At 32.5% G+C, this 14859-nt stretch carries 12 protein-coding genes and 1 tRNA gene; 9 read left to right on the plus strand and 4 right to left on the minus strand.

Going from position 1 to position 14859, the window contains the following annotated elements; all coding sequences use genetic code 11:
* Positions 1-187: 187 nt before the first annotated feature.
* Positions 188-1498: an argininosuccinate lyase gene (gene argH, locus C3729_RS02150; protein WP_104792794.1), complete on the plus strand. Its 1311-nt coding sequence runs from the start codon at positions 188-190 to the stop codon at positions 1496-1498.
* Between the two features lie 45 nt (positions 1499-1543).
* Here argH and C3729_RS02155 read toward each other — a convergent pair whose 3' ends face one another.
* From C3729_RS02155 to C3729_RS02165, 3 genes are all read right to left on the minus strand, one after another.
* Entirely contained in the window at positions 1544-2071 is a 528-nt protein-coding gene (locus tag C3729_RS02155) for an Lrp/AsnC family transcriptional regulator (protein WP_104792625.1), read from the minus strand.
* A 117-nt stretch (positions 2072-2188) separates the two neighbouring features.
* Positions 2189-2884 (minus strand): DUF1003 domain-containing protein, encoded by a 696-nt coding sequence (locus C3729_RS02160; protein ID WP_104792626.1) that lies wholly within the window; start codon positions 2882-2884, stop codon positions 2189-2191.
* Between the two features lie 32 nt (positions 2885-2916).
* Positions 2917-4011 (minus strand): hypothetical protein, encoded by a 1095-nt coding sequence (locus tag C3729_RS02165; protein WP_104792627.1) that lies wholly within the window; start codon positions 4009-4011, stop codon positions 2917-2919.
* 48 nt (positions 4012-4059) lie between these two features.
* Here C3729_RS02165 and dgt point away from each other — a divergent pair, with 48 nt between their 5' ends.
* The 4 genes from dgt to C3729_RS02185 all read left to right on the plus strand — a co-directional run bounded on the left by dgt (position 4060) and on the right by C3729_RS02185 (position 7596).
* Positions 4060-5418, plus strand: coding sequence for a dGTP triphosphohydrolase (gene dgt, locus C3729_RS02170; RefSeq protein WP_104792628.1), 1359 nt, complete (start codon positions 4060-4062; stop codon positions 5416-5418).
* Positions 5419-5674: 256 nt separating this feature from the next.
* Positions 5675-6607, plus strand: a complete 933-nt coding sequence (locus tag C3729_RS02175; RefSeq protein WP_104792629.1) for an SPFH domain-containing protein — start codon at positions 5675-5677, stop codon at positions 6605-6607.
* A gap of 105 nt (positions 6608-6712) precedes the next feature.
* Positions 6713-7102 carry a hypothetical protein gene (locus C3729_RS02180; RefSeq protein WP_104792630.1) on the plus strand — a complete coding sequence of 130 codons (390 nt, stop codon included), beginning with the start codon at positions 6713-6715 and terminating at the stop codon, positions 7100-7102.
* 26 nt (positions 7103-7128) lie between these two features.
* Entirely contained in the window at positions 7129-7596 is a 468-nt protein-coding gene (locus tag C3729_RS02185) for a PEGA domain-containing protein (RefSeq protein ID WP_104792631.1), read from the plus strand.
* Between the two features lie 45 nt (positions 7597-7641).
* Here the strand turns inward: C3729_RS02185 and C3729_RS02190 are convergent, their stop codons facing one another.
* A complete protein-coding gene (locus tag C3729_RS02190; RefSeq protein WP_104792632.1) occupies positions 7642-9318 on the minus strand; it encodes an APC family permease in 1677 nt (558 codons plus the stop codon).
* A gap of 184 nt (positions 9319-9502) precedes the next feature.
* Between C3729_RS02190 and C3729_RS02195 the strand changes: the two genes are divergently transcribed.
* The 4 genes from C3729_RS02195 (at position 9503) to C3729_RS02210 (ending at position 14736) form a co-directional block, all read left to right on the plus strand.
* On the plus strand, positions 9503-12457 hold the full coding sequence (locus tag C3729_RS02195) for a tetratricopeptide repeat protein (RefSeq protein ID WP_104792633.1): 2955 nt from the start codon (positions 9503-9505) through the stop codon (positions 12455-12457).
* A gap of 28 nt (positions 12458-12485) precedes the next feature.
* A complete protein-coding gene (locus tag C3729_RS02200; protein WP_104792795.1) occupies positions 12486-14255 on the plus strand; it encodes a TonB-dependent receptor in 1770 nt (589 codons plus the stop codon).
* Positions 14256-14306: 51 nt separating this feature from the next.
* Positions 14307-14378, plus strand: a tRNA-Arg gene (locus tag C3729_RS02205).
* A 121-nt stretch (positions 14379-14499) separates the two neighbouring features.
* Positions 14500-14736: a YdcH family protein gene (locus tag C3729_RS02210; protein ID WP_069798662.1), complete on the plus strand. Its 237-nt coding sequence runs from the start codon at positions 14500-14502 to the stop codon at positions 14734-14736.
* Positions 14737-14859: the final 123 nt, after the last annotated feature.

Genomic DNA, 14859 nt, shown 5'->3' on the forward strand with positions numbered 1-14859 from the left:
CCCGCTTTTTTTAGTAACTTTCACAAGCTCAGTTACCAAAAAAGAGCTCCGCTCAAGTCGGGCTGCACTTTTCAACAAGGTTAAAATGAGAGATAGTATTTTTAACGAAGTTAAAAATCATTGCGCCTTAACAACATATAAAAATTTAATTAAACAATTTGCGCCTTTGCGTTTAAAACATACAAAAATGAGCAAAAAACTTTGGCAAAAAAATAATTTATCTGAAAATCAGCATGCTGCTTTGGTAGAAAAATTTACCATTGGTAGAGATGCTGAATTTGATTTGCAACTCGCAAAATACGATGTTTTGGGAAACAAGGCGCATGTGAAAATGTTGGCAACCATTGGTCTGATTGAAGAATCTGAATTGCCAAAAATTTTAGAAGAATTAGATAATATTGCACTTCAAATAGAAGAAGGAAAGTTTGTCATCGAAGAAGGAATAGAAGATGTGCATTCACAAATCGAATTTCAATTAACTCAGAAATTAGGAGATATTGGTAAGAAAATTCACTCTGCGCGTTCTAGAAATGATCAAGTTTTGGTGGATATTAAACTCTTCCTCAAAAATGAAATTCTAGAAATTAAAGATTTGGTGAAAAATCTTTTCCAGACTTTACAAAAATTAAGCAATCAGCATCAAGATAAGCTCATTCCCGGTTATACGCATTTTCAAATTGCGATGCCTTCCTCTTTTGGACTGTGGTTTGGAGCATATGCAGAAGCGTTGATAGATGATTTAGAAATGCTTTTGGCTGCGTATAAAATCACCAATAAAAATCCTTTAGGTTCTGGTGCTGGTTATGGTTCTTCGTTTCCGATTAATCGTACTTTAACAACAGAATTACTGGAGTTTGAAACACTAAACTACAATGTAGTTTATGCACAAATGACACGCGGAAAGTCTGAAAAAACTTTGGCAACTGCCATTTCAGCTATTGCGCATACTTTGAGCAAATTAGCCTATGATGTGTGTCTATACATGAATCAGAATTTCGGATTTATCACATTTCCAGATACTTTCACTACGGGAAGCAGCATTATGCCACACAAAAAAAATCCAGATATTTTTGAGTTAATTCGTGGTAAATGTAATATTTTGCAAGGTGTTCCTACGGAATTAACATTGCTCACCAATAATTTACCTTCTGGTTATCACCGAGAAATGCAATTGACCAAAGAAGTGCTTTTTCCTGCAATTAATACCATCAAAGATTGTCTTTACATCACAGAATATACCTTGAATCACATTCAGGTAAAAGATAATATTTTGGAAGACGAAAAGTATCAATACCTTTTCAGTGTGGAGAATGTAAATGATTTGGTTTTAAATGGAGTTTCGTTCCGAGATGCTTATGTTCAGGTTGGTCAAAGTATTGAAAATCAATATTTTGAACCGAATAAAAACTTAAATCATACCCACGAAGGTAGCATAGGGAATCTTTGCAACGAAGAAATTAAAGAAGAATTCTCAAAAGTTTTTGAGAAATTTAAATAGGATGGAGTGGAATAATTGAATTAAAAAAGCTTTAAACAGAATGGTTTAAAGCTTATTTTTTTTAGACGAATTTTTCTCATTTTCCATATCCAATTGGTATTCTTTTTCTATGAGTTTATAAGTGTTTTCTCTTTTGATTTCGTTCAGAACAATACTGCTGTGATATTGATAAATATTTGGAGTGTTAGCTAAAACATTGGTAATGAAATTGTTGTAGGTGTCAATGTTATTGGTGGCGATTTTCAACATATAATCATAAGTACCAGACAAACTAAGCACTTCTTGTACTTCATCATACTGTTTAATTTCTTGCTCAAATTCATCTAGCGATTGTTTCGATTGATTTCTGATTGTCACGTTACAATAAGCCACTAAATCAATGCCTATTTTCTTACGATTGAGAATAGCAGCATATTTTTCTATAAAACCATTTTTTTCTAAATACTTAATTCTGTCGTAAGTTGGGGTAAAAGATAAGCCAATTTTCTCTCCGATTTCTTTTACCGAATAGTTAGAATTTCTTTGAAGCAAATCTAATATTTGTAAATCTTTTTGATCTAAATTTTGACTCATTAGCTTTATTTATAGTGGTTCAGAAACAAATATACACTAATTTTTTTAATTTTTTTAACAGAATTCTTCCTCATTGAAGTAAAACTTTAGCTTAAAAACATTTTCAGAAATTTTATTTTACTCTTTCTTTACATTATGTAAAATATTTTCTAATAAGTCAATTTGGGTTTTCTGAATTTCGAGTAAATCCTGTTGATAGTGAATGATTAAATGGTCTATTTTTTCGTGTAATTCTCTGATTTCTAGTTCACTTTTTAGATTGATTTTGTAATCTTTTTTGGCGCGTTCTCTATCTTTTTCTTCTTGTCGGTTTTGGCTCATCATAATCACAGGAGCCTGAATTGCCGCAATACAAGATAAAATTAAGTTCAATAAAATGAATGGATAAGGGTCAAATCCATGATTAGAAAGCCAAAAAACATTCAGCAAAATCCAAACGATTAAAAAACTCATGAAAAAGATGATGAAACCCCAACTTCCCCCAAATTCTGCTACTTTATCTGCCAATTTTTGACCGAAAGTAATTTCTTTTTCATCTTCTTCCACTTCTGTAGAAATCATGGTGTTTTTAGAAACAGATTGAATGACTTGTTTTTCTACTTTGGTTAGGTTTCCTAATTTTTTGTTGAGAAATTCAGAGATATATTTTTCTCGATAATCATTCATTTCTTCAATGCTCAAAAAACAACTTTTAGAAAAATTTGGATGCGTTTTATTGATAAAATGAAGCAAAGATTGTCTGATATTTTTAGCGGAAATTTTTTCGTTTTCGGGAAATTCTTTCCCAGATAAATCACTTCTGAAAGTATTCATATTGATTAAATTTTATGAAGTTTTTACGGTGCTTAAACACCAAAATAGAGATTGGTTTTTTTAGAAATTTTCCATTTTTCATTGATAAATTCTGCGCTAATGTTTCCTGAACCTTTTTGATCAGCATAATCTATATCATAAGTATTAGGATAGAATTTATTTTCAGAAATTTTGCTGTATTTTACACTGAAAAAATGGTCTAAAACATCTTCTTTAATAGGAATTTGTTCTTCGGTGTTATAAAAAAGAAATTTTCTGTTTTTGGGATTGATTTGATTGAAATAATCACAGTCGGTCAAGACTTCTGTGAAACTGTAATGTGTTTTTGGCGAAGTTTCATCTACGATGGCTTCGTACATTGCAGAGAATTTAGAAGAAACAGATGCGTATCTAGGATTGGCATCTTCGAAATCATTGAGTCCATCATCATCACTATCTTTTTGGGTTGGATTTAAACCAATGAATTGTTCAAACAAGTCATTGTAACCATCTTGGTCGCTGTCTTTTTTAATTTCATCAAGTGGAATAGAAAATTCTACATCATCTTTTATCACTTCATATTTTGGCAAAATAGGAAAAGACGAAAGTCGAGTAACTTTTACGATGCTTCCGCTTAAATGAACAGCATTCTCACTCAAAAATGTGAAATTGGGTGCATTAAAATCATAATTCACAAAAGCATTTTGGGTAAGTCCGAGAAAATAAGGTTTCGCTTTTTGATTTCCAGATTTTTCAATGAGCCAAAGTCCGTATTTATTTTTGGCGAGAGCAAATTCTCTATTTCTTGCTAAATATTCAAATTCAGGAAGTTCTTCATAAAACTTTTTGAAATAGATTTTATATTCATTGGTTTTTAAATACTCTTGTTGTTTTTTTATTTCAATTTCATTGTGTTTTAGAACATTTTCAAAGCTGTTTTTGTGTTCATTGGTTACAAAATGAATATGTTTCGGGAAATTCTTTATAATATCTTCTTTTGATGGTTCTAGATATTGCTTTTTAGGCGTTTCTTTACCCACTTTTACAATTTGGAAACAATTTTCTTCAATAGATTTCTGATTGAAAGTTTCTGGTTTTTTGTCGCAAGAAATAAGCGCTGCCAAGAATAAAAAATTTAAAAATTTCATAGCTAAATTTTTAGATATTAAATTTAAGACTTATTTTTGAATTAGATTATGATTCTAAACACAATTTTTACCAATCAGAGAACCGGAAACCACGTTCAGAACATTGTTTCACGTACAGATTTCCAGAGAGATTTTGACCGAATTATCTTTTCTTCGGCATTCAGAAGATTACAAAACAAAACTCAGGTTTTCCCGCTTCCAGGAAGTGTTTTCGTGCACAATCGTCTCACGCATTCGCTAGAAGTTTCTTCTGTGGGAAGAAGTTTGGGGAGTCTTGCTGGCGAATTTATCGTTCAAAATTTTGAAAACGAACTCACCGAAGTTTCTAAAAATTTCTATCTCTATAATCTCAATAATGTGATTGCAGCGGCTTGTCTTTGTCATGACATTGGCAATCCTGCATTCGGACATTCTGGTGAAGATGCAATTGCTAGTTTTTTTGAAAAAAATGAATCAGAATTAAAGCCAAAATTCACTGAAAAAGAATGGGCAGATTTGGTAAATTTCGAAGGAAATGCTAATGCCATCAGAATTCTTACGCACAAACAAACTGGTAAAGACGAAGGCGGAACTCAACTTACCTATACTACTTTGGCAAGTATTGCCAAATATCCTTGCGAAGCAATTGCTAAGAAAAAAGGTCACGTTAATCGTAAGAAATTTGGGTTTTTCCAAAGTGAAAAACAGACGTTTCTGAATATTGCGAATGCTACCAAAATGATAGTAGAAAGTGAAGAACCTGCGATTTTTAAACGTCATCCTTTCGTTTGGCTGGTAGAAGCTGCAGACGATATTTGTTATAACATTATCGACATGGAAGATGCGCACAGATTGGGAATTATTTCTACTGCTGACTGCGAAAATCTTTTCATGGATTTGATACAGTCTGTCAACGAAAAAGACGCCAAAAGAAGTGCAGAGAAATTGCTTTTATTTTCGAATAAAAATGAGAGAATTTCTTATCTGAGAGCCAAAGTGATTAATGCACTCATCAATAAATCTACAGAATTATATCAACAACATTTCTCTGAAATTATAGACGGAACTTTAAATAAAGCTTTGCTAGATATTTTTAAATCTGTGAGTGAATCTTTTCAAGAAGTGGAACGTTTTTCTATCGAAAAAATATATGGTCACAGAAGTGTGGTAGAAATAGAAAATGCTGGTTACAACGTAATGTATGAGCTTTTGAACCATTTTATTCCGCCGATTATTAAAGAAAAATCAGAGCGAAAAGGTTTTGAGAAAAAAGCATTACAATTGATTCCTTCACAATTTATTTATGAAGATGGAACGGTTTATGAGAAAGTTCTCGGAGTCCTGGATTTCGTTTCTGGAATGACGGATAATTTCGCAACTGATTTGTATAGAAAAATTAAAGGAATAGATATTGGAATGACGATGTAATTTTCATGTAAAGTTGATGAATCGTTGAGTCGTAAATTTGATTATTGAAAATGGATTTTAAATAAATGAAAAGGGAAAAATTCTAATAGTTTTTACAAATCAGCAAATTCACGATTTCACGACTTTACAACTTTACAACTTTACAACTTCACGACTTTACAACTTCACGACTTTACAATTTCACGAGTTTAGAAATATTTCGTAACTTTAAAGAACATTTCAAGACTCATTAATAAATATTTAAAAACAATAAACTATGGAAGTATTAGGCGTTTTAGTCTTTTTGGGACTCGTTATTTTATTCGCTTCTTTTTTCACTGTAAAACAAGAAACAGCGGCAATTGTAGAGCGTTTTGGTAAATTTCAATCGGTAAGACAATCTGGTCTTCATCTTAAAATTCCTTTTGTAGATCAAATTGCAAAAAGAATGAATCTTAGAATTCAGCAGTTAGACGTGATGATTGATACCAAAACTTTGGATAATGTTTTCCTTAAAATGAAAGTTTCTGTACAGTATCAAGTGATTAGAAATCAAGTTGGTGATGCGTATTATCGTTTAGAAAATCCTCAAGATCAAATTACATCTTATGTTTTTGACGTAGTAAGAGCGGAAGTTCCTAAACTGAAATTAGACGATGTTTTCGTGAAAAAAGATGACATTGCAATTGCGGTAAAAGGTGAGTTACAAGAAGCGATGCAATCTTATGGTTATGATATCATTAAAGCATTGGTGACAGATATTGACCCGGATGAACAAGTGAAACATGCCATGAACAGAATTAATGCTGCTGAACGTGAAAAAACAGCTGCAGAATATGAATCTGAAGCGCAAAGAATTAGAATTGTAGCCGTAGCAAAAGCAGAAGCTGAATCTAAAAAATTACAAGGTCAAGGTATTGCAGACCAACGTAGAGAAATTGCAAAAGGTTTGGAGGAATCAGTAAGAATGCTGAATAACGTGAATATCGGTTCTCAAGAAGCATCTGCATTAATAGTAGTGACACAGCATTATGATACGCTTCATTCTGTAGGTGCAAACAATAGAAGTAACTTGGTTCTATTGCCTAATTCTCCTACTGCTGCAAGCAATATGCTTAACGATATGATGGTAGCCATGACTGCGGCTAATAAATTAGAACAAGCAGATCAAGGTAAAATGCCACCTCCACCAAAACAACATAATCATTAATTTTATTTACTGAAATTCAGTTAATTATATAAAAACCTTCAAAAATCATTTGAAGGTTTTTTGCATAATAAAGAGATATTTTTATCTTTGGAAAAACTAATATTCATGAGGAAACTCTATTTTCTATCTTTTTTATTTTCATTATTTCTTAGTTCTTGTGGTGCAGTTATCAATGAAAGCATTTCAAAAAACTATTCTTACTTACCAATAGATGCTAAAATCGCTATTTTAGAAGTAAAACATAATGTTCCTGTAAATGCAGAGAAATTAGGATTTATTTCCTTTGGAGATAGTGGTTTTTCTACCGACTGTGATTACTATTCTAATCTTTCCAAAGCGAGAAAAAGAGCCAGAGAAATAGGAGCGAATATTGTAAAAATAAATCAGGTAACTGAACCTTCTATTGTTTCATCATGCTATAGAATGAATATCTCTTTTTATAAATATGATGGAGATGTTTCTCAACTTCCACAAATCAGTCTTCAACAAAACTAAATAATAAATTTTTAAATCAAAAACCTATGAAAAAAACGATTCTTGCTTTATCAATGGCTTCTGCTTTGATGATGACAAGCTGTGCAACGATTGTATCAGGAACTACTCAAAAAGTGAGCTTTAATTCTACTCCTGCTAATGCGTCTATTTTTATTAATGAAGTAGAAGTAGGAAAAACACCTTTCCAAACTAAATTAGAGAGAAATAAAGATCACAATGTTGTAATTAAATTAGAAGGTTTTAAACCTTACGAAACCAAATTAACAAGAAAATTTAATGCTTGGTATCTTGGAAATATTATTTTCGGTGGATTAATCGGAGTTATTATTGACCCAATTACTGGAGCAATCTATCAATTATCACCAAGTGAAGTTAATGCACAATTAGAGCAAGGAACTGCTTTTAATAAAAGCAAAGGTGGGGAGGTATACATCGCTGTATCATTAGAAAAAGATGCTAATTGGAAAAAAGTTGGTCAATTAGAAAAACTATAAAATCTTATTCGAAAAAAAGCGGCTCAAATTTTTGAGCCGCTTTTTTTATTCTATATTCTCAGGATTCAACTTACTATTTTTCTTTCCGTAGAAGAAATAGATTCCTAATCCTATAATAAACCATAATCCGAACCAAAACCAGTTATTATGTGTCATTCCTGTTAATAAATAAAGACAAGAAGTTAAACCTAATAATGGTATTAGAGAAAGGTTTTTGAGATAAGACAATACTACTAAAGCTAAATTAATAATTAAGAAAATGATGATAGAAAGCCTAAATTCACCTTCATGCTCATCTGTAATGTTCCATAAATTATGGAAAAATTCTGGCTGCCAAAAATAGAAGCCTACTAATCCACCGATAAATAATACAGGGAAAATATATTTAGCATTGATGTAAGGCAAATGAAATCTGCCTTTTAATTTTTCCTTTTGCGGCATCAATAAAATTCCTCCATTCACCAATACAAATGCGAAAATTGTCCCAATACTGGTAAAATCTAAAATAAAGGTTTTATCAGTAAATAAAATCGGTAAACCAACAGCAACTCCCGTGATAATGGTAGCAAAACTTGGTGTTTTATATTTCGGGTGAATTTCTGCAAATTTTTTCGGCATTAATCCATCTCTACTCATACTCATCCAAATTCTTGGCTGTCCCATTTGGAAAACCAACAAAACCGTAGTAATCGCAACAATAGCGGTTACAGAAACCACAAATTCCATCCAAGGAATATTGGCATTTTGAGGAGCGAAAATAAAAGATAATGGATCGCCGATTCCTTCAAATTTTCTATAATCTACAATTCCTGTTAATACTAATGTCAAAACAATATAAATTGCAGTACTCAAAACCAAAGAAATAATCATTCCTTTTGGTAAAGTTTTTTCAGGATTTTTGGTTTCTTCAGAAAGCACGCTCAATGCGTCAAAACCAATGTAAGCAAAGAAAACACCAGCTACAGCACTCATGACTCCTGTGAAACCATTGGGCATAAAAGATTTTACACCTTCATTGTTCGTAGGAACCCAATTTTCTGCATTGAGATAAAAAACACCTACAGCAATAATTAAAAATATTACGGCTAACTTTAAGATAACCAATAAGTTATTGAAATTTCTACTTTCTTTAATCCCGATATAAACCAACCAAGTGATTAAAGCATTGATAATCAGAGCAGGAATATCTACGATAAATTTAATTCCAGCAATGATGGGAGCAGATTTCCATGCGTTTACCAATTCTTGATTTTGAGAACCTGCCATAAATGCTTTTTTGGCTTCGGTATAACTGGTCGTCAAATAATCTGGAATTCCAAAGCCTAATCTTTCTACAAAAGACGTAAAATAATCACTCCAAGAAAAAGCGACATAAATATTCCCGAAGGAATATTCCATAATCAGCGCCCAACCAATAATCCAAGCGATTAACTCGCCGAAACTGGCATAAGCATAAGTATAGGCACTTCCTGCAGTAGGAATTCTACTGGCAAATTCTGCATAAGACATCGCAGTAAAAGCACATGCAACAGCACAAATAATATAGAGGGAAATTACACCAGGTCCGCCTCGGAAAATAGCCTCGCCTAAACTACTGAAACTCCCAGCTCCAATAATGGCAGCTAAACCAAAAAATACAATGTCCCAAGTACCGAGAGCTCTAATCAATTCAGATTTATGCTCTTTTCCAGTGTAATGTTTTCTTCTGAAAAGTTGATTCATTATTAATTTTTAAAATTACAAAGTAACAAATGTAATTAAAAATCTGAAAAATGTAGATTTATTTGTCTTTTTATCTCTCTTTTTAGATAAAAAATTTGAATCTTCATCCTTAAAAAACTTGCTTCTACAATAAGTTTTCTGTATTTTCGTTCTAATTATTACAATTCTAATTCATCAAAAAATAATGAATCAAAGAAATAAAATTTTATTGCTATCGGCCATTTCATTATCTGGTCTTTCGATGGCTCAACAATCACAATTTTTCGCAGCTAAAGAACAATATCGTTTTAACCTTGCCGAAAATCTTTACCAAAATAAAATCTACGCTGCTTCACAATACGAATTTTCTAGACAGTATTTTTTTAACCAAAATTTTGAAAATTCTAAGAAAGAAACTGCCCGTTTTTTTAGCAATGTTATTGGAGTAATCTTAGCTCAGAATCATGCAGAAGATGGTTTAGATGCATTTATCAAAGATTATCCTAAATCTGCACTTTTTGCTCAGGCGAATTTGCCTTTAGCGGATTATTATTTGGCTAAAAAGGATTTTCCTAAGGCTTTGGAAACGCTTCAAAAAGTCAATCAATATCAATTAGATAAACAGGAAAATACACAGTATATCTTGAAATTAGGATATGCCAAATTCATGACGGGCGATTCTAATGGTGCGATTGATGCATTGGAAGAAGCGTATAAAAATGCCGAAGAAAAAGGTGATATTGCGTATATGCTCGGACATTTATATTACGCCAACCAACAAAACGAAAAGGCTTTTCAGTTTTTTGATGAAATCAAAAATAATGAAAAGTACGCCAAGTTGGTAAAACCGTATTATGTACAGTTGTATTTTAATGAAAAGGACTACGAGAAAGCCATTGTAGAAGGAAATGATTTGCTCCAAGAAGATATTTCTTCAGCTTATAAAGCAGAAGTTCATAAAATTATTGGCGAAAGTTATTTCATGCAAAAGCAATATGCAGAAGCGTATCCTCATTTAAAAGCATATTTGCAAACCCAACAAAACCCTTCGGAAAGTGATTTGTACGAAATGGGTTTTGTAGCGGCAAATCTTCAAAAATTTGACGAAGCGATTTCATATTACAATCAGTTGGTCAATTCTAATTCTGCCTTTTCTCAAAATGCTTATTATCAGCTAGGAAATGCATATTTAGAAGTAGGGAAGAAGCAAGAAGCTTTGTCGGCGTTTCGTTCGGCAAAAGACATGACTTACGATAAAAACGTCTCGAAGTTAGCTCACGAACAATACGCAAAACTGAGTTACGATATTGGAAATCCGTTTGAAAGTCCGCAAATTGCTATTAAGTCTTACCTCGAAAAATATGGTTATTCTAAAGAATTAGAACAACTTTTGGTAAAATCTTACTTGTATTCTGGCGATTACAAAGGTACGATAAAAGCCATCGAAGAATTGACTGGAGTTGATACTCAAACCGAAAAAATCTATCAAGAAGTTTTGTTTCTCTATGGAACTGAACTCTTTAATAAAGGTGAATTAGACGCTGCAGAACAGAATTTCAAGAAAAGTTTAAAATATAACTTCAATAAAACATTCAATTTAAGAGCACAATATTGGTTGGCGCAAACTTATTATCAAAAAGAAGATTACGCCACTGCAATTTATGGTTTTGAAAAACTCGACAGAAATGTAGAAGAGTTTCCTGAAAAGCAACAATTGAGCTATGATTTGGGTTATGCTTACTTCAAATCTAAAAATTTCACAAAAGCTAAAGAATATTTCAAAGAATATCTTAAAAATCCCAAACCAGAGTTTAAATCTGATGCAGAATTGCGTTTAGCAGATACTTATTACGCAGGAAATGAACTGAATGAAGCGATTGCAATTTACAATAAAACAGAAGGTGCCAATGATTACACGCAGTTCCAAAAAGCAATGGCAATTGGTTTTAAAGGTGATACAGAAGCCAAAATTGTTGAGCTCAAAAAATTGATTTCCAATTATAAAAACTCTGAATATCAAGATGATGCGTATTACGAATTGGGAACTTCTTATGCTTCGATTGATCAGTTTCAAAATTCTAGCGATGCGTTTTCTCAAGTGATAAAAATTGGAGCTGATAAAGATTTGGTTGCGAATGCAGAAATTTACAGAGCACAGAATTTCGAAGACTTAAATCAACCGGAAAAAGCTTTAGCAGAACTTAAAGCTCTCGGAAATAAATATAAAAATACAGCTTATGCAGAAAAAATAGTAGCGGCAGCTAAACCAATTTATTTGAAAAACGGAGACGCTTCTGGTTACGAATATTTTGCAAAAAACATGGGCGTAAATATTGCTCAAACGGATTTAGACGAAATCAACCTTTCTTTGGCACAATCTCAGTTTGCGAAGAAAGAATACGCAAAAGCCATCCCGAATTACGAGAAGTTTTTAACCCAAAATCCAACGGGCGAAAAGTTCTATCAAGCACAATATGAATTGGGCGAAAGTTATTATCAAACCAAGAATTTTACAAAAGCCAAATTGGTTTTAGGGGAAATTGCCAATGCCCAAAATGATTATCAGGAAGATGCTCAAGTAAGAATTGCTCAAATTTTATTGAGTGAAAACAACAGTTCTGAAGCGAAAATTTATTTGGAAAATCTCGCCAACTCATCGAATGTGACCATTAAAAACTTCGCGAGTATAGAATTGATGAAGATTTATGCAGAGGAAAAGAATTTTTCACAGGCAGAAAAATATGCGAATGAAGTCTTGAAATATTCTAAAAACTCAGCAGCAGTTTTAGAACAGGCGAAGGTTATTAAAGCCAGAAGTTTGATGAATCAAGGCAAAGATAAAGACGCACAAACTGCTTATGCAGCGTTAGAAAAATCTGCAAATACCGAAGTGGCAGCAGAAGCTTTATACGCAAAAGCGTTTTATCAAAACAAAGGAAAAGCCTTCAAATCTTCCAATGAAACCATTTTTAAACTAGCGAATAATTATGCTTCAGAAGAATTTTGGGGCGCAAAAGCTTTGGTGTTGATGGCGAGAAATTATTTGGCTTTGAAAGACAACTATCAAGCAAGTTATACTTGTGATCAAATCATAGAAAACTATCAGGATTTCCCAGAAATCGTTTCAGAAGCAAGGGAAGTGAAATCGATGATTAAGTAATTTGATAATGAATTTAACTTTAAAGAAAATGAACAAAAACATAAAAATATTATCTCTTGTTTTAGTAGGGATTTCTCAGTTTTCTTTGGCTCAAATCAAAGAAGAAAGACTGATTCTCGACAGAAAACGTGAACCAGAAGTCAAGAAAATCGAAAAGAAAAAAACTTCAGTAAAAACAGAGAAAAATTATCCTCCAAAAGAAAAAGAGCAGGAATCTGTGGAATATAAAATCACGAATGTTCCCATGGTTTCAGAATTTAAAACGTCTACGATTGAAGGAGAAGATATTTCACCGAAATTCAATACAGACAGCCAGAGAAACTATTTTCAGGTTGGTTATGGCAATTATTCTAAATTTCTGGCAGACGGAAATATTTCTCATCAATTAGACAAAAATACAGAAGTGGGAATAGACATTCACGGAATCACTACGAACGGTTTAGAAAAAGAATACGACTGGAGTTCTAAGCAAAGTGATTTTAATGTGGCAGCGTTCATTACTTCGAATACAGAAAAGGGAAAAGCCAATATTACCGCAGATTTTGGAAACCATAACTACAATTATTATGGAATTTACGCCTTGAAACCAGCTGCTAATGTTGATTTAAAACAAAGTTACAATGAATTGAAAATCAATGGTTATTATGATTTTTTCAAAAACAATTGGATAAATGACATCAGATTTAAATCGTCTATGTTGGCAGACCATTTCGATGCGAAAGAAACTTCTGGTGAAGCTCAAATCAACTTTTCGAAATATGATTTGCCACTTTTTTCGGCGCAAGACATGAAAATTAATGCAGATTTGGGTGTAAAATTATCCACTCAAACATCAACTTTTGAATTGCTGAACAAAAATGAATCCCAATATTTGCTTTTTGCCATGACTCCGAAAGTGTCTTTCTACAAAGGAAATTCTTATTTGGCGATTGGTTCAGACTTTTCTTTCATCAACGGAAAAAATGCAGATAAAAACACACCAGAAGCGAAAACCAACAATTTCAGATGGTTTCCTTTTGCAGAAGTGTTGTATGAAGCTACAGAACAGTATAAATTCTATGCAGGAATAGATGGTGGCGTAAAAATGAATTCTTATTCGAGTTTATTGCAAGAAAATCCGTTTTTGGTATCAGATGTTGTGCTGAAACCTACAGAAACCAAATACCATTTCTATCTTGGTTTAAAAGGAGATGTAGACCAAACCTTTAAATATGATGTAAATGCAGGTTTCAGCGAGCTTAGAAATGCGCAATTTTTTAAAGCGAATGATTTGTTTGACTATGTGAATACGCTTAATCGTTCTGCTTATAATTTTGCGAATAATTTCTCGGCTGTTTATGATGACGGAACCTTGAGCGAAGTGAAAGGAAGTGTACAATATTTCCCGTTGCAGAATTTGGTTTTAGATGCAGAACTTCACTTCATGAACTTTAAATTAGACCATCTCAATGAGGTATATTATAAACCAGTGGTTCAAACCACGATTGGTGCGAAATATTCTTTGTTGGACAGAAAGTTAAATCTCGGTTTCAAAGGGATTTTTGTGTCAGAAAGAGCCACCAATTCTTATGATATAACGGTGAATACTGCTGTGCCAAGTCAATTGACTTCTACGGAAAGAACCAAAGAATCTTTACCTTCTTACTTAGATGTAAACCTGAATGCTGATTATAAAATCAATAAAAACTTCACCGTTTTTGTAATGGGAAATAACTTATTGAACAAAAAATACGAGCATTATTTAGGTTACAAAGTTCTTGGAGCACAAGTTTTGGGCGGTTTAAGGATTGCTTTTTAAAGGGAAACCATTATTTTTGCAATCTATAATCTAAAATCTAAAATCTAAATTGGCCGCATAGTTTAATGGATAGAACTACGGATTTCGGCTCCGTCAGTGAGGGTTCGAATCCTTCTGTGGTCACTAAAATTTTAAAAATCAGCTGTAAAGCTTAAATAAATGACAATTTTCATATGGAGAGTTGTCTTTTTTTTGTGTAACTTTAATGTATTAAAAAAATGTTCAACCATTTAATCTTAACAATATGGAAAATCATACATTAACCCACGAATTCCCAGAATATGTTCAAAAAATCGCAGAGCTGAAAGCTTCAGATGAAAAATTCTTAAAAATGTATGTGAACTACGAAGAAGTGAATGCGCTGATTTCTCACTACGAAGAAGGCGAACAAAATCACACCACTGATGAGCATCTTACAGATTTAAGAAAGAAAAGAGTTCATCTGAAAGACGATATTTATAATTATTTACATCAGAATTAATTTCTGAAACTTTTACGAAAAAATATAATTAAAGCGACTCAAAAGGTCGCTTTTTTATTAGTATAAAAATCCAGTCTTGAACTTTTGTTACTTTTAGTTCAAGCCAAAAGTAAATTTGAAAAA

The organism is Cloacibacterium normanense, from assembly GCF_002943105.1.
GTDB lineage: Bacteria > Bacteroidota > Bacteroidia > Flavobacteriales > Weeksellaceae > Cloacibacterium.